Source organism: Ideonella lacteola (assembly GCF_038066555.1).
Taxonomy (GTDB): domain Bacteria; phylum Pseudomonadota; class Gammaproteobacteria; order Burkholderiales; family Burkholderiaceae_C; genus Ideonella; species Ideonella lacteola.
This window is the reverse complement of the sequence record NZ_JBBUTG010000002.1, coordinates 1-16410: the sequence shown is the minus strand read 5'-3', so window position 1 is coordinate 16410 and position 16410 is coordinate 1. Positions and strand designations below refer to the sequence as shown.

Annotated in this window: 9 protein-coding genes; 5 read left to right on the top strand and 4 right to left on the bottom strand. The window is 67.9% G+C overall.

Going from position 1 to position 16410, the window contains the following annotated elements:
• Positions 1-2: 2 nt before the first annotated feature.
• Complete coding sequence (locus AACH06_RS03545; protein WP_341424244.1) at positions 3-1103, bottom strand: alpha/beta fold hydrolase; 1101 nt, start codon at positions 1101-1103, stop codon at positions 3-5.
• A gap of 485 nt (positions 1104-1588) precedes the next feature.
• Between AACH06_RS03545 and AACH06_RS03540 the strand changes: the two genes are divergently transcribed.
• The gene (locus tag AACH06_RS03540) at positions 1589-2899 is read left to right on the top strand and encodes an MFS transporter (RefSeq protein ID WP_341424243.1); all 1311 of its coding nucleotides are present in this window, start codon (positions 1589-1591) and stop codon (positions 2897-2899) included.
• Positions 2896-4410, top strand: coding sequence for a sucrose phosphorylase (gene gtfA, locus AACH06_RS03535; protein ID WP_341424241.1), 1515 nt, complete (start codon positions 2896-2898; stop codon positions 4408-4410). The genes AACH06_RS03540 and gtfA overlap by 4 nt, the downstream gene beginning before the upstream one ends.
• Here gtfA and AACH06_RS03530 read toward each other — a convergent pair.
• Positions 4400-5521, bottom strand: coding sequence for an ABC transporter substrate-binding protein (locus tag AACH06_RS03530; RefSeq protein ID WP_341424240.1), 1122 nt, complete (start codon positions 5519-5521; stop codon positions 4400-4402). The genes gtfA and AACH06_RS03530 overlap by 11 nt on opposite strands.
• Before the next feature lie 185 nt (positions 5522-5706).
• Here AACH06_RS03530 and uvrA point away from each other — a divergent pair, with 185 nt between their 5' ends.
• From uvrA to AACH06_RS03515, 3 genes are all read left to right on the top strand, one after another.
• A complete protein-coding gene (uvrA, locus tag AACH06_RS03525; RefSeq protein ID WP_341424239.1) occupies positions 5707-11373 on the top strand; it encodes an excinuclease ABC subunit UvrA in 5667 nt (1888 codons plus the stop codon).
• Positions 11374-11411: 38 nt separating this feature from the next.
• Positions 11412-12149, top strand: a complete 738-nt coding sequence (locus tag AACH06_RS03520; RefSeq protein ID WP_341424238.1) for a hypothetical protein — start codon at positions 11412-11414, stop codon at positions 12147-12149.
• Positions 12150-12292: 143 nt separating this feature from the next.
• Positions 12293-12937: a DUF7010 family protein gene (locus AACH06_RS03515; RefSeq protein WP_341424237.1), complete on the top strand. Its 645-nt coding sequence runs from the start codon at positions 12293-12295 to the stop codon at positions 12935-12937.
• A 99-nt stretch (positions 12938-13036) separates the two neighbouring features.
• Here AACH06_RS03515 and AACH06_RS03510 read toward each other — a convergent pair whose 3' ends face one another.
• Both AACH06_RS03510 and AACH06_RS03505 read right to left on the bottom strand, forming a co-directional pair.
• On the bottom strand, positions 13037-14071 hold the full coding sequence (locus AACH06_RS03510) for a peptide-N-glycosidase F-related protein (RefSeq protein ID WP_341424236.1): 1035 nt from the start codon (positions 14069-14071) through the stop codon (positions 13037-13039).
• A gap of 204 nt (positions 14072-14275) precedes the next feature.
• Positions 14276-16123: a hypothetical protein gene (locus AACH06_RS03505; protein WP_341424235.1), complete on the bottom strand. Its 1848-nt coding sequence runs from the start codon at positions 16121-16123 to the stop codon at positions 14276-14278.
• Positions 16124-16410 lie beyond the last annotated feature (287 nt).

Here is a 16410-nt window from a genome sequence, read left to right as displayed (position 1 = left end):
TGTCAACCCCGCAGTTGCGGCGCCCTCGACACCGTGCCGAAGCCGATCTCGCGTGCCCGCACCACCGCCGACCCCCGGCTGTGGACCTGCAGCTTGTCGTACACCAGTGACACGTGGTTGCGCACCGTCTTGCTGCTCAGTCGCAGCGCATCGGCGATGCCGGCGTTGTCGACGCCGCGCGCGATCAGGTCGAGCACCTGCCGCTCGCGCGGTGTCCAATCGCCCGCCGAAGCGCCGGGCCGAGGCGATCGCTCGGCGTGCGCGTCGGCCGACAGGAACTGGCGCACCGTGGCCATGAACACCGGCCAGGCAGGCTCGTCGAGCAGCACGTGGTTGCGCGAATCAAGCGGCACGAAATGCGCATGCGGGATCAGCCCGGCCAGCAGCCGGCCTTCGTCGAAGGGCACCCGCTGGTCGTCGCGCGCGTGCAGCACCAGCGTCGGGCAGCGCACCTGGGCGGCGAGCGCCGTCACATCGAGCCGGTTGAACTCATCAAGGAAGCGCGCGGCGTCTTCCGGCGTGGCCGAGCGGCGCTGCAACTCGTTGAACCAACGCAGTTGCTCCAGCGTGCCGCCGGGGATGAACTGCGCCGTGAACAGCGCCCGAAACGCCTCGTTGTCGCGGCCCCATCCCAGCCGCACCAGGCGCTGCATCAGATCGGCCTCCTCGCGCGCCGCGGGCGACCGATCACGCACCAGCCGACCCCTCGCGTAAGCCCCGTAGAGCACGAGATGGCTGACCCGCTCGGGGTGCCGGGCGGCGTACGCCAGCGCCACTGCACCGCCTTGCGACACCCCCAGCAAGGCGAACCGCTCCAGCCCGCTGGCATCGACCACCGCTTCGAGATCGTTCACCCACGATTCGAAGGAGAGATCCGCCGGCGCGCGGTCGGACAAGCCGCATCCCCGCTCGTCGTAGCGCCACAGGCGATGCTCGGCCGCCCAGTCGCGCAGCCAATGGCGCCAGACGGGGCTGTCCGTGTCGAACTCGATGTGGCTCAGCCAGTGCGCCGCTTTCACCACGGGCGGGCCGGAACCTTCGGCCACGTAGGCGAGGCGGACGCCGTCGCGGCTGGCGGCAAAGCGGATGGGGGTGGCCGGCATGGTCGGCTCCTGCGATGGCCCGGGGCGCGCAGCCAGAGGCGCAGGCGGCCCGGGTGGGGTGGACGATTCGTGCGCGATGCTAGAAGCGGAGGGCCAAGAAGCGTCTCCCGCAGGCAAGGGGCGCCGAGCCCCTAGGGCGTGTTCACACGACGCAGCCCCGCTGCGTTGCCACCAGAACCGGTCGAGCGCAAGGCGCAAAACGAAGCCGGGGTGCGGCCCCGGCGAGGCTTTGCAACGCCGCGGGCGGCTGGTTCTGGTGGCACCCTGCGGGAACGGGCCGTCCAGGGCGCATGGCGGCGTTGCCCAACTTGCCCAGGCACCAGCCTGGGCGGCGTCGGGCGCCTTGCCCTGCATCCCTGGACAACCCGTTCGCACGGGGCTGCGTCGTGAGAACACGCCCTAAGCCCTCTGCGGTCGACGTGGGGCGCCGTGGCGGGGCCACCGCCCCGGCGCCCTGATCTTTCTTCTGTCATCCACCTCCACGAATGGGCAAGCCACTTCCCAGGCTCAGCTTCTCGCAGATCGTGAACATGAATGTCGGCTTCTTCGGCATCCAGTTCAGCTTCGGCCTGCAGCAAGCGAACATGAGCCCGATCTACCGCACGCTGGGGGCCGATGAAGCCAGCCTGCCGTTGCTGTGGCTCGCCGGACCGATGACCGGGTTGCTGGTGCAGCCCATCATCGGTGCGATGAGCGACCGCACGGTGTCGCGCTGGGGTCGGCGCACGCCGTACTTCCTCATCGGCGCCATCCTGTGCAGCATCGGTCTGCTGTTCATGCCCTTCAGCCCGGCGCTGTGGTTTGCGGCCGGCCTGCTGTGGATCCTCGACGCGGCCAACAACGTGACCATGGAGCCCTACCGGGCATATGTCAGCGACCGGCTGCCGAGAGACCAGCACGCGCTTGGCTTTCTCACCCAGAGCGCCTTCACGGGCCTGGCGCAGACGCTGGCCTACCTCAGCCCATCGCTGCTCGTGTGGTGGGGCCTCGACCGTGACGCCACGATGGGCAGCCACATCCCCGTGTCGACGATGGTGGCTTTCGTGATCGGGGCGGTGCTGTCGTTCACCACCGTCTACTGGTCGGTGCGCCGCGTCCCCGAGCTGCCGCTCACCGAGAGCGAGTTGCGCATCATCCGCTCCAAGCCAGGCGGCATTGGCGGCACGCTTCGCGAAATCGCCGAGGCCCTGCGCGACATGCCGCCAGAAATGCGCCGCCTGTGGTGGATGAAGCTGTTCCAGTGGTACGGGATGATGTGCTACTGGATCTACATCGTCCCTTCGCTGGCCAAGACGATGTTCGGCACGGCCGACGCCACCTCCGCCGGCTTTCGCGAGGCCAGCCTGCTCAACGGCCAAATCGGCGGTTTCTACAACGCCGTGGCCTTCGTTGCCGCGTTCGCACTGGTGCCCTTCACCCGGCGCTTCGGCGCGCATGTGATGCATGCGATCTGCCTCGTCGCCGCCGGCGTCGGCATGTGGGCGCTGCCCGCCATCCATGACAAAGCCTGGCTCTTCCTGCCGATGGTGGGCGTGGGCCTCGCCTGGGCCAGCATCATGGGCAACCCGTATGTGCTGCTGGCCGGCAGCATCCCGCCGGAGCGGGCCGGGGTCTACATGGGCATCTTCAACATGTTCATCGTGATCCCGATGCTGCTGCAGATGCTGACGCTGCCGCTGTACTACCAGGCGTGGCTGGGTGGCCAACCCGACAACGTCATCCGCCTGGCCGGCGTGCTGCTGCTGGCTGCCGCCGTCGCGGTGCTGCGCGTGCCGACTTCCCGACACACTTCATGAAAAACCAGGTTCAACTCATCACCTATGTCGACCGCCTGGGTGGCGGCGGCCTGCGTGACTTGCGCGCATTGCTGGCCGGGCCGTTCGCGCCCTTGGCAGGGCTTTTTGGTGGCGTCCACCTGCTGCCGTTCTTCCACAAGATCGATGGCGCCGACGCTGGCTTCGACCCCATCGACCACACCCGCGTCGATGAGCGGCTGGGGGATTGGGGCGACGTGCAGGCCCTGGCGCAGGATGTGGACGTGATGGCCGACGTGATCGTCAACCACATGTCGAGCGAATCGCCCCAGTTCCGCGACTATGTCGAGCACGGCGACCACTCGGCCTATGCGGGCCTGTTCCTCACCTTTGATGCCGTGTTTCCGCAGGGCGCCACCGAGCGTGATCTGCTGACGATCTACCGTCCGCGCCCGGGCATGCCATTCACCACCGCCACGCTGCGTGACGGCCAACGCAAGATCCTGTGGACGACCTTCACGCCACAACAGATCGACATCGACGTGCGTCACCCTGGCGGGCAAGCGTATCTCGGGGGCATCCTGCAGACGCTGGCCGACGCGAAAGTCAGCATGGTGAGGCTGGACGCGGTGGGCTATGCGATCAAGAAGCCTGGCCACAGCTGCTTCATGATGCCCGAGACGTTTGATTTCATCGGCGAATTCGCGGCCATGGCCAAGGCGCGCGGCATTGAGGTGCTGGTCGAGATCCACGCCTACCACCAGCGGCAGATCGAGATCGCCCGCGCAGTCGACTGGGTCTACGACTTTGCGCTGCCACCACTGGTGCTGCACGCCTTCAGCTTTCACACGGCCGAGCCGCTCAAGCGATGGATCGGCATCCGCCCGCGCAATGCGCTGACCGTGCTCGACACCCACGACGGCATCGGCATCATCGACATCGGTGCCGACTCGGCCGACCGCGCCGGGCACCCCGGCCTGGTGCCCGATGCCGAACTGGATCAACTGGTTGAACGCATCCACGTCAACAGCCGGGGCCACAGCCGGCGGGCCACCGGTGCGGCGGCCTCGAACCTCGATCTCTACCAGGTCAACTGCACCTTCTACGACGCGCTGGCGCGCGACGACCAGGCCTATCTGTTGGCCCGTGCGATCCAGTTCTTCCTGCCGGGCGTGCCCCAGGTCTACTACGTCGGCCTGCTGGCCGGCGAAAACGACATGGCGCTGCTGAGCCGAACCGGCGTTGGCCGCGACATCAACCGCAGCCACTTCGATCGAGATGACATCGATGTGGCGCTGACGCGGCCGGTGGTGCAGCGTCTGCTGGAGCTGATACGCCTGCGCAACCGGCACCCGGCCTTCAACGGCAGCTTCGAGCTGCTGGCCAGCGAGGCCGACACGCTGGCCATGCGCTGGCATGCCGGTGACGACGAGGTGCGGCTGGTGGTCAACTTCCGTACGCTGGCCCACCGCCTGTCTGGCCGCACCCGTGGCGTGGCGTTCGAGTGGCGCTTCGACCAGGCGTCGTCGCCGGCCGGTTCGGTCAGCGCTTGAAGCGCCCGTCTTCGCCCACGATCGACAGGTCGGCGTAGTCGAGGCCGCTGTGGTCGGTGGGGCTGTAGCTCAGCTCCAGGCCACCCAGGTCAACCCGCTTGAAGCTCTCGAGGGCCGAGCGCAGGCGCTCTCGGGTGATGTTCGGCGCCGCGCGGCGCAGGCCCTCCACCAGCACCTTGGCGGCGGTGTAGCCCTCGAGCATGGCGGGTGTCACTTCATTGATGCCGGCCGCGTGGGCCTGGTCGATCGCGTCTTTCACGATCGGGGCCGACAGCGAGCGCTCATACGGGAAGACCTGGCTCACCACCGTGCCGCGGGCGTTGTCGCCGAGCGATTTGACGAAACCAGCCGACGCGTTGTTGGACAGCGTCACCACCTGGGCGCGTGAGCCGGCCGAGCGCAGCAGCTTCACGCCATCGGCCACCATGTTGCCGGAGCCGATGAAGAGGACGGCCTGGGCATCCGCCTTGATGACCTTCGGGATCACCGGCGCCATGTCGGGCTTGTTGCGATCGAACTTTTCGTGCACCACCGGGTGCTTGCTGACTGCGGTGAAACCGGCCAGGGCGCCCGTCGCGGCGTCGGCGCCGAACGAATCGTCCACCTGCACCAGCGCGATGCGATCGATGCCGATCAGGCTCAGGTGGCGAATGGCCCGCTCGGCTTCGCGCTGGTAGGTGGCGCGCACATTGAAGAGCCAGGGGTGCACCGGTTGGTGCAGCGCCATCGCACCAGTCGATGGGGCGATCAGCGGCACCTTGTACTGCAGCAGCAGCGGCATCACCGCCTGGGTGTGCGGCGTGCCGCGGGTGAGGAACAGGGCCACCACGCCCTGGTCGATGAGCTTCTTCGCGTTTTCGGCGGCCAAGGTGGGCTCGAACTTGTCGTCCAGCGCGATCAGCTCAATCTGCTGCCCAGCGACACCGCCCGCCTTGTTCACCGAGTCGATGTACAGCTTGGCACCGTCGCCCACCTCTTTCACGCCGGCGGCGACCGGGCCGCTGAAGCCGGCGGTCTGGCCGATCTTGATCTGGGCCACGGCATTGACCGCCGTTCCCAAGAAGGCCAGCAGGCATGCCGCCTGGCTGGCCTGACGAATCCACGAACTCATCGACAACTCCGCAATGCAAGGGTGTTTCATTCTGTGAATAGCCAGGGGTGGCTGTTCGTGACAGTCAGGTGCGGAACGGTCTTCGAACGAGACCTATTGCACGTTTCCCCCCGCGACAGCGGGGGCCAATTCTGCATGCCAACATAGAGGGTTCCACCTCGTCCGAGCCTCGTCTCCTGTTGTCCATGTCCTCCGGAACCATCCAAATCCGCGGTGCGCGCCAGCACAACCTGAAGAACCTGGACCTGGACATCCGCACGGGCGAGATGACGGTGGTCACCGGCCCCTCGGGTTCAGGCAAGTCCAGCCTGGTTTTCGACACGCTTTACGCCGAAGGCCAGCGGCGTTATGTGGAAACCTTCTCGGCTTACGCCCGCCAGTTCCTCGATCGCATGGATCGGCCCGCGGTCGACAAGGTTGACGGCGTGCCGCCGGCCATCGCCATCGACCAGACCAACCCGGTGCGTACCAGCCGCTCGACCGTCGGCACGATGACCGAGCTGAACGACCACCTGAAGCTTCTCTACGCCCGGGCCGCCGAGCTGTTTGATGCCGACACCGCGCTGCGGGTGCGCCACGACACCCCCGAGACCATCTACGCCGATCTGCAGGCGAGGGCGGCCGCGGCGGGTGACCCGCGCCTGGTCGTCACCTTCCCGGTGGAACTGCCGGCCAACACGACCGCTGAGGAAGTGGAGCAATGGCTGGCGGCCAGTGGCTTCACCCGGGTGCAGGCCGAACGCACCTCGGGTGATCGCAAGCTGCTGGATGCGGTGGCCGACAGGTTCCGCTTCTCAACGGCCGAGCGGGTGCGGGTGATGGAAGCCATCGAGCTGGGCCTCAAGCGCGGCGGCGGAAGGCTGTCGGTGTATGCGCTCGAAGCGGCGCCGGCCGCATCGCCCGAGCAGGCTCGCGCGGACGAGCTGTGGCGCTACTCCACCGGCTTGCACTGCCCCGAGAGCGATCGCCGCTATGGCGAGCCGCAACCGGCCCTGTTCTCGTTCAATTCGGCCTACGGGGCGTGCGACACCTGCCGCGGCTTCGGCCGGGTCATCGGTGTCGACTTCGGCCTGGTGATCCCCGACGAACGCAAGACGCTGCGCGGCGGCGCGATCAAGCCGCTGCAGACGCCGGCCTGGAAAGAGTGCCAGGACGACCTGATGAAGTACGCCGGCGAGGCCGGCATCCCGCGCGACACGCCGTGGAACCAGCTCAACGCCGCGCAACGCAGCTGGGTCATCGACGGCTCGCCCCACTGGAACGGCAACTGGAACAAGCAGTGGTACGGCGTGCGCCGCTTCTTCGAGTACCTCGAAAGCAAGGCGTACAAGATGCACATCCGGGTGCTCTTGTCCAAGTACCGCAGCTACACCCCCTGCACCACCTGTGGCGGCGCGCGGTTGAAGCTCGAATCCCTGCTGTGGCGGCTCGGCGGCCAGAAAGAGGCGGATGCGGTGCTGGCGCCCTCACGGCGCTTCCTGCCGCAAGGCGTGGGCTGGTCGCGCGCGCAGCTCGAAGCGCTGCCGGGCCTGTGCCTGCACGATCTGATGCTGCTGCCGATCACCCGGCTGCGCACCTTCTTCGACCAGCTCACCTTGCCGGACGCCTTGCGCGACGATGCTCTGAAGCTGCTGCTGGACGAGGTGCGCACCCGCATCAAGTACCTGTGCGACGTGGGCCTGGGCTACCTCACGCTCGATCGACAAAGCCGCACGCTCAGTGGGGGCGAGGTGCAGCGCATCAACCTCACCACCGCGCTCGGCACCTCGCTGGTGAACACCATGTTCGTGCTGGACGAGCCCTCGATCGGCCTGCACCCGCGCGACATGAACCGCATCGTCGAAGCCATGCACCGCCTGCGCGATGCGGGCAACACGCTGGTCGTGGTCGAGCACGACCCTGCGGTGATGTTGGCCGCCGACCGGCTGATCGACATGGGCCCCGGCCCCGGCGAGCGCGGCGGGCAGATCGTGTTCGATGGCTCGCCCGCGGCCGCCCGCTCGGCCGACACGCTCACCGGCGCCTACCTGGGCGCCCGCAAGAGCGTAGGCATGGGCTTCAAGCGCTTCGTCGACGAGGGCACGCCGCGGCTGCTGCTCGAAGGTGCCCGCGAACACAACCTGAAGAACATCTCGGTCGAGTTCCCGCTGCAGCGGCTGACGGTGGTGACCGGCGTCTCCGGCTCCGGCAAGTCCACGCTGGTGCAGGATGTGCTCGTGCCCGCGCTGGCGCGCCACTTTGGCGAGGCCACCGAGGCACCCGGCGAGCACGACCGGTTGCTGGGCATGGACCACCTGGCCGGTGCCGTCTTCGTCGACCAAAGCCCCATCGGCAAGACCGCGCGCTCGAACCCCGCCAGCTACGTGGGCGCGTTCGATGAGATTCGCAAGCTGTTTGCCGTGGCGCCGCTGGCGCAAGAGCGCAGCTACACCGCGGGCATGTTCAGCTTCAACGCCGGTGATGGCCGCTGCCCCACCTGCGGCGGCTCGGGCTTCGAGCACGTTGAAATGCAGTTCCTGTCGGACGTGTACCTGCGCTGCCCCGATTGCGACGGCCGCCGCTATCGCGCCGAGATCCTCGATGTGAAGATCATCCGGGGCGACCGGCAGCTCAGCATCGCCGACACGCTGGAGCTGACGGTCAGCGAGGCCGTGCAACTCTTCGCCCACGATCGCGAGGTGGTGCGCACCTTGCAGCCCATCGTCGACGTCGGCCTCGATTACGTGCGCCTGGGCCAGCCGGTGCCCACGCTCTCGGGCGGCGAAGCGCAGCGCCTGAAGCTGGCCGGCTTCCTCGCCGAAGCCGCCTCGTCGCCCAAGCAGGCGGTGGCCAAGAAGGGCCAGCTCTTCATCTTCGACGAGCCCACCACCGGCCTGCACTTCGACGACATCGCCAAGCTGATGCGCGCGCTGCGCAAGCTGCTGGACGCGGGCCACTCGCTGCTGGTGATCGAGCACAACCTCGACGTGATCCGCGCGGCAGATTGGCTGATCGACCTCGGGCCCGAGGGTGGCGACGCCGGTGGCGAGGTCGTGGCCCTCGGCACGCCCGAGGACATCCGCGCCCATGCCTCGTCGCACACTGGCAAGGCCTTGCGCGACTACGACTGTGCGCTGGGCGTGAGCGAGAAGTTGCACCCCGAGGGGGCCTACCTCGGCCGCAAGATCCGCGAGCACCGCCTGGAAGACGACGCGATCCGCATCGTCAATGCCCGCGAGCACAACCTGAAGTCGATGTCGGTCGACATCCCGCGCGGCAAGTTCAGCGTGGTCACCGGCGTGTCCGGCTCAGGCAAGTCCACGCTCGCCTTCGACATCCTGTTCAACGAGGGCCAGCGGCGCTACCTCGAATCGCTCAACGCGTACGCCCGCAGCATCGTGCAACCGGCGGGCCGGCCGGAGGTGGATGCCGTCTGGGGCATTCCGCCCACCGTGGCGATCGAGCAGCGGCTGTCGCGCGGTGGCCGCAAGAGCACGGTGGCCACCACCACCGAGGTCTGGCACTTCCTGCGCCTGCTGTGGGTCAAGCTGGGCCTGCAGCACTGCGTGAAAGACGGCGCGCCGGTGATGCCGCAGAGCGCCGAGAGCATCGCCGCCCAACTGTTGCGCGACCACGCCGGCCAGCATGTGGGCCTGCTGGCGCCGCTGGTCGTCAATCGCAAGGGTGTCTACACCGATCTGGCCAAGTGGGCCAAGGCGCGTGGCCACACCCACCTGCGCGTGGACGGCGAGTTCCTGCCCGTCGACCCCTGGCCGCGTCTCGACCGGTTCAAAGAGCACACGCTTGAGCTGCCGGTCGGCGACCTGATCGTGCGGGCCGACAACGAGGCCGAGCTGCGTGCGCTGCTCGGGCAGGCGCTGGACATCGGCAAGGGCGTGCTGCACCTGCTGCACCCGCTCGATGGCCTGGCCGGCACGATGGCCGCTGGCGGCAGCACCGCGCGCATCGGCCAGGTGACGGTGTTCTCCACCAAGCGGGCCTGCCCGGTCTGCGGCACCAGCTATGCCGAGCTGGACCCGCGCATGTTCAGCTACAACAGCAAGCATGGCTGGTGCACCACCTGCGTGGGCACCGGCCTCACGCTGACGCGCGAACAACGCCAGGCCTTCGACGACAGCAAACGCGACGACGACAACAAGGGCCGCGAGCAGAGCTTCCCGAGTGAAGAGCCCGAGGTCGAAGGCGTGGCCGGCGAGCCGTGCCCCGATTGCGAAGGCGCCCGCCTGAACCCCAGCTCGCGCGCGGTGACCTTCGCGGCGCTGGGCATCCACGAGGTGGCGCAGTGGTCGGTGCGCGATACCCGTGCCTGGGTCGACGGCCTGAAACTGGTGGGCCGCGAGGCCGGCATCGCACGCGACGTGATCACCGAGATCCGCAACCGGCTCGAGTTCCTGGAAGAGGTGGGCCTGGGCTACCTGACGCTGGACCGTGCCGCCCCCACGCTCTCGGGTGGCGAGGCGCAGCGCATCCGGCTGGCCGCGCAGCTGGGCAGCAACCTGCAAGGGGTGTGCTACGTGCTCGACGAGCCCACCATCGGCCTGCACCCGCGCGACAACGGCATCCTGCTCAACGCGCTGCACAAGCTGGGCGACAAGGGCAACACGCTGGTGGTCGTCGAGCACGATGAAGACACCATCCGTCGCGCCGACCACATCATCGACATCGGCCCCGGTGCCGGCCGCCGCGGTGGCCGCCTGATCGCCCAGGGCACGGCGGCTGAACTGGCGGCACACCCCGATTCACTCACCGGCCGCTTCCTGGCCACTCCGCTGAAACACCCGCTGCATGAGCGCCGCGCGGTGACGCCAACCACGCCGATGCTGGAGCTTCGCGGTGCGAAGCTGCACAACCTGCAGCAGGTTGACGTCGACGTTCCGCTGCAGCGGCTGGTGGCGGTGACCGGCGTGTCCGGCTCGGGCAAGTCCACGCTGGCGCGCGATGTGCTGCTGGCCAACGTGGCCACGGCGGTGGCCGCCAAGGGCCGGGGTGCCCCGCGCGAGTTCACCCTCGCCGGATGCAGCGCACTCCATGGCTGGGGCACGGTCGATCGCGTGCTCGAAGTCGACCAGACGCCCATCGGCAAGACGCCGCGCTCCTGCCCGGCCACCTACATCGGCTTCTGGGACGCGATCCGCAAGCTCTTCACCGAGACGCTCGAGGCCAAGGCCCGTGGCTATGCCGCGGCCCGCTTCAGCTTCAACACCGGCCAGGGCCGCTGCCCCGCGTGTGAAGGGCAGGGCATGCGCACCATCGAGATGAGCTTCCTGCCCGATGTGAAGGTGCCGTGCGACGTGTGCCACGGCCAGCGCTTCAATGCCGAGACGCTGGCGGTGAGCTGGCGCGGCAAGAGCATCGGCGATGTGCTGAACATGGAGGTCGACGAGGCGGTGGACTTCTTCGCCAGCATGCCGTCCATCGCCCACCCGCTGCAGTTGCTCAAAGACGTGGGCCTCGGCTACCTCACGCTGGGCCAACCCTCACCCACCCTCAGCGGCGGCGAGGCGCAGCGCATCAAGCTCGTCACCGAGCTGAGCAAGGTGCGTGACGACGTCACCCGCCGCGGCCAGAAGCCGCCACACACGCTGTATGTACTCGACGAGCCGACGGTGGGCTTGCACATGGCCGACGTGGAAAAGCTCATCCACGTGCTGCACCGGCTGGTGGATGGCGGCCACTCGGTGGTGGTCATCGAACACGATCTCGATGTGATCGCAGAGGCCGACTGGGTGGTCGACCTGGGCCCCGAAGGCGGCGCCGCCGGTGGCCGCGTGGTGTGCGCCGGCACGCCCGAGCAGGTGGTGCGCGCGGGGACGCACACCGGCGTGGCGCTGAAGCCCGTCCTGTCGCGATGAGGTGCCGAACGGTGAAAGAACACATGCGGGGCGAACCCATGCATTCGAACGATCCGGCGCCCCGCCGGCCGGTGTGGTGGGCCGCTGGCCTGGCGGTGGCCGCTGTGGCGGGCATCGTCCACCGGCCAGCGTTGGCTGCTGACGAAGGCGCTGCGGCGGGCGCGATGCGCACCACGCTGTGTGCGGCCGCCAAGACCCAGCAGGCCGGCTGGCTGGCGCTGTGGCGCGACGAGTTCTTGCGGCGCCACGGCATCAACGCGGCCGAGATGGCGCAGCGCGTCGAGGTGCAGGGGCACGAGGTGGAATGTGGCTGGAACAGCGGCCTGGCCTGGCGGGTGAACTACACCGTGGCCTATGGCTGGGCCCGCGTCGCCACCCACGATGAACTGGTGCTCACCTTGTACAGCTCGACCGACGAGTACCGCCACCTGAACCTGGCGCGCGATCGGCTGTGGCTGCCCTCAGAGATCTTGCGTGCGGCCGATGCACGGGTGGGGCCCGCTCAACTGCAGAAACACGATCTCTCCGCGAAGCCTGCCTTCGCCACCGAGGCGTTGGCGCAAGAACGCCTGGTGCAAGAGCTGGGCGGCCTGAAGCCGCAGCGCAGCGAATTCGGGCAGCTGCGGCAGCACTGCGCCAAGCCCTGCACGCCCGGCCATCCCACGCTGCAAGGCCACGCCACCGTCGACGAGGCCCGCAACCAGTGCCGAAGCGCCGAGCTGGATCTGCTGACCGGCCAGGCCTGGGTGCGCGACGACCCCTGCAGAGTCTCGTAGCGGTATCGGCGGGCCGGCTGATCGGTTCATCAGCCCGTCGGAATCTCGACCACCCAGCCGCGCTGCCGTCGATTCATCGCATGGGCTGGCTGGCCGTCGTCTGGTCAGCGGCTGATGGGGTTGCGCTGGCTAAGGTGGCGGCCATGAACACCCCCGCTGCCACCACCGCCATCGCCTTGAACGCCATCCCGCCAGCCCTGGCACCCTCAGGCAACTCGTCATCGACCGGGGCTGATGGTCAGGCCATCAGTCTCGATGCCCACCGTGCCGAATTCGCGCGCCGCCGCTTTCTGGCCATGCCGCTGGCCGGCACGCTGGCCTGGGTGGTGGTGGGCGTGGCAGGTGCCACGTTGCCGCCGGCCCAGGCCACCTTGGTGCTCTACATCGCCACCGGCTGCATCGCCTACCTCGGCATGCTGATCTCGCGGTTCACCGGCGAGCACTTCATGGACCGCTCACGGCCGAAGAACCCGTTCGATGCCCTGTTCATGTCGACTGTCGGCATGGCCGTGCTGGTCTATTCGATCGCCATTCCGTTCGCCATGTGCGACAGCTCTTCCGTGCCGCTCAGCGTGGGCATCCTCACCGGCCTCATGTGGCTGCCGTTGTCGTGGGTCATCCAGCATGGGGTCGGTGTCTTCCACACCGTGCTGCGCACGCTGCTCGTGCTGACCGCCTGGCTCGCCTTCCCCCAACACCGCCTCACCCTGATCCCCGCGGTGATCGTCGGGGTCTACCTCGTCACGATCGTGGTGCTGGAGCGGCGCTGGCGGATGTTGGCGGCCTGAGCGGGTCGACACGAGGGCCTCCAAGTGGGCCCCAAATGGGCTGCAAAGTGGGCCGCAAAGTGGCCCGGGTGCCGCGGTTGGCGGCACCCGTCCCCTGCCTCAGTCAGGCAGCAGCGTGATCGACGTGCGGTAGTACGAGCCGTCGGGCACGCGGGGGTCGTCCATGTCGAGGCTCACGGTGTTTTCGGCGCCGAGCGTGACGCGGAAGCTGTGGGCCGGGATGAGGGCGCCGGGGCACCAGTTGCGTGGGTTGCTGCCGCCGTTGTTGAGGAAGATGAATGGGTTGCCGTCGGGGCTGTACTTGCGATAGGCGGCGCACATGGCCTGGGTGCTGAAGCTGCCCACGGCGGCGCCGTTGACGGTGAGGGTGTCCACGGTGTGCTTGTATTCATCGCCGCCGCTGGCCGAGCCGTGGCCGCTGACGATGACCACCGCGGTGCCGCCGCCCGTGCGCTTGGAGGTGGCGCTGCCCGCAACCGGCACGCTGGTGTAGTCGCTCATCGGCACGGGCATCGAGGGCAGGCCTTTGCTGGCCTTGCCGGGTTGGGTCGACACTAGGTCCACGGTGTAGCGGAAGCCGACCACGCGGAACTCGGGCGTCACGTCCTTGTTGGTGCAGGGGTCGCCGGTGTAGGGGTTCGAACCACCGTCGATGCCCAGCCAGACGTCGACATTGCGGTTGCGCATCAGGCCCGAGAACGGGGCCAGGTCGGCTTCGGGGAAGGTGTAGGTGGCCTTGGCGCCTTGCCAGAAGTCGCTGAAGGGGGTCACCCAACGGGCCACTTCAACGATCGGGTCGGTGTCCAGTGGGTCTTCGCCCGGCCGCTTGACGATGAGGAACATCGCGCCCAGGCGGTCGTAGTTGTCGCACTGGGCGTGGTAGGTGATGCGGGCCTTCAGATCGCTGCCGATCAGCGCGCGCTGGGCCGAGGTGAGCTTGGTGATGTAGCGCGTGCCGTTGTTCTTCATCAGCACGCCGGCGGGCGGTGTGTAGGGCGGCGCGTCGGTGGCGTACAGGCCGAACATCGGGATGTCGCTGAACGGCGTGAAGGTGCCGGGCGCGGCCTGGGCCGCAGCCGAAGCGAGGAGGAGGGCGGCCAGGGCCACCGGCAGGCGAGCGAGAGAAGTGTTCATCTGGATCGTGGGGTGGGTCGTCGACAACGCGGCCCGCACGGGCGGCCGCTGCGTGGAGCAAGCACGTTATGGGCCCACGATTCAGATGAATGTCAAGAAGCGTCAGATCCCTCGCCAGACCAGGTCAGGCCGCTCACGCGGTATGCCGTTGTGCACATCCACCCAGGCCGTTGGTGGCATGCATCGGTGGCTGTTGCCCCCCGTTCAATGCAACACGACGGGCGTGGGGTTGGTGTAGTACTGCTGGATCTTGCCCGCCAGCCAGCCGTGGTCGTCCGAGTTGCTGAAGTTCTTGATCACGTTGGTGGTGTTGCCACCGCCCCAGAGGATGGCGAACACGTTCTTCTTCGCCGCCAGCGCCAGCTTGCCGTGCGGCTTGCTCCAGTCGTAGTTGTTGGGCAGGCCTTTGTACTGGCGCAGGTATTGGCCGTAGGTGTCGTTGGCGTTCAGGCAGTGGTAGGCGAAGGCGCTGCAATCGAGCTTGTAGTTGCCCACAGCCGTGTTGGTGCTGCCGCCAGCGGGGCCATGGATGAGGTTGGAGAGGTCGCTCGTCAGGTTGGCATCGCCGAAGAAGTAGACCGGGGCGGTGCTGAACACGTAGGCGCCCGGGGTGTCCTGGAACAGTTGGGGCTGCGGCTCCTTGGTGTTGGGCAGGTGGGATCCGGGCAGTTGCCACAGCATCACCGGCAGGTTCTTGAAGTTCTTGCTCACCTGGCCCACGGCGGTGAGCACGTTGTCCCATGAGCGGGCGTTGTACAGCGTGGCCGCGCCCGGGGCGGCGCTGTCGTCCATCTCGTAGCGATCGAACAGCACGAAATGCACGCCCGTGGCACCGCCGCGGGCCATGGCGCTCGGTGCGTTGGCCTTGAGCCAGTTGGTCACGGGGGTCGAGAAGGTCGACGCGACCTGCTTGTTCGTCAAGGTCTGGTGGGGCCAGAAGCCGCTGCCGGCGGCCCACAGGTTCTCTTGCCAGCCGAAGGTGACGCTGTCGTTCGGGGCCAGGGCACGGATGAGCCAGTTGTTGGCCTGCACCCAGCCATCGAACCCGGCGGGGAAGACGGGCGGGCGGTACTTGGCGCGGTCGTACGCCGGGTTGGCCACGCACGCGTCGAACCATTGCCCCACCTGGCTCTTTGTCGAGCCCGAGGTCTGGTTGTTGATGGCGGTGTTCCAGTAGGCATCGCCCTGGCTGTCGATGCTCCAGACAGGGTAGGTGTCGGCCAGCAGCGCCTGCAGGATCTGCACTGGCGTGCCTGTGTAGGTCTTGCCCAGATAGGGGGCCGAGGGCAGGCCGTTGGGGTTCGAGTGGTTGGTGTAGCTGCGCGAGGTGGTCATCAAGCACAGTGCCTGGGCGATGGCGGTGTCCACCGCGCCGGCGGGCAAGGCGGCGTTGACCGTGCCGATGTAGCCGTTTTGCTGGATGGCGCCGAGCAGATCGGGGTTCATCAGCAGCGAGCCCTGGAACAACTCACCGTTCCACTTGACCGGGTAGGTGGCCAGCATCTGCGCGTCGGCCGCCAGTGACGACAGGTGCCGGCCCATCAGGTAGCTGGCGGTGGGAGTGCCCGAGGCCTGACCGGGCGGGCCGTTGGTGAAGTCGTCGGTGTTGAAGCCGCCGCTCATTTGCGCGGTGTATTCGACGATGGCCACCCGCATCGGGTGCGCGTTGATCTGGCTCAGCGTGGTGAGGTCGTTCGTCATGCGCCAGGCATTGGTCGGCGGGTCGATCACGCCCGGATCGCCATTGCCATTGACGCCGGCGTACTTGAACACCACGTCGACCGGCCGGCCGCCGAAGTCGTCGTTGCCCCCATGCGAGTTGCCTGTGGGCGGCGTGATGTTGGGGCCGCCGATCGCGCCCATGGCGATGAACGATGGCCAGCCGGGCACGCTGCCCCCGCTGTTGTACGACTGGGCCTGCGCGGCAGGCATCCACAGGGCCGCGCCGCCGAGCGACACCACGGTCGGCAGCAGCGCGCAGGACAAGGCCGAGGACAGGGCACGGCCCAGTGCCGTGCTGAGGCGGGTGGGCAGGGGCAGATGCATCGTCATCGAAGGCTCCAGGGTGTGGGGGCAGACGGGGCAGAAGACACAGACGGGTTCAGGGGGCGCTGAGCCTTCGCTCGCCTGGCAGGTATCTTATTGGTATCTATTGGTATCTCAATTGGTATTGATGCCAGGGTGAGCCCGGGCGCCCGGGGAGGCTCGGGGTCAGGGCGTGTTCACACGACGCAGCCCCGTGCGAACGGGTTGTCCAGGGATGCAGGGCAAGGCGCCCGACGCCGCCCAGGCTGGTGCCTGGGCAAGTTGGGCAACGCCGCCATGCGCCCTGGACGGCC

What these genes read in the sequence shown, in the direction of transcription:
- AACH06_RS03545 (WP_341424244.1), bottom strand. Translation starts at nt 1,103, where the DNA reads ATGCCGGCCACCCCCATCCGCTTTGCCGCCAGCCGCGACGGCGTCCGC.
- uvrA (WP_341424239.1), top strand. Translation starts at nt 5,707, where the DNA reads ATGTCCTCCGGAACCATCCAAATCCGCGGTGCGCGCCAGCACAACCTG.
- AACH06_RS03540 (WP_341424243.1), top strand. Translation starts at nt 1,589, where the DNA reads ATGGGCAAGCCACTTCCCAGGCTCAGCTTCTCGCAGATCGTGAACATG.
- AACH06_RS03530 (WP_341424240.1), bottom strand. Translation starts at nt 5,521, where the DNA reads ATGAGTTCGTGGATTCGTCAGGCCAGCCAGGCGGCATGCCTGCTGGCC.
- AACH06_RS03520 (WP_341424238.1), top strand. Translation starts at nt 11,412, where the DNA reads ATGCATTCGAACGATCCGGCGCCCCGCCGGCCGGTGTGGTGGGCCGCT.
- AACH06_RS03505 (WP_341424235.1), bottom strand. Translation starts at nt 16,123, where the DNA reads ATGACGATGCATCTGCCCCTGCCCACCCGCCTCAGCACGGCACTGGGC.
- gtfA (WP_341424241.1), top strand. Translation starts at nt 2,896, where the DNA reads ATGAAAAACCAGGTTCAACTCATCACCTATGTCGACCGCCTGGGTGGC.
- AACH06_RS03510 (WP_341424236.1), bottom strand. Translation starts at nt 14,071, where the DNA reads ATGAACACTTCTCTCGCTCGCCTGCCGGTGGCCCTGGCCGCCCTCCTC.
- AACH06_RS03515 (WP_341424237.1), top strand. Translation starts at nt 12,293, where the DNA reads ATGAACACCCCCGCTGCCACCACCGCCATCGCCTTGAACGCCATCCCG.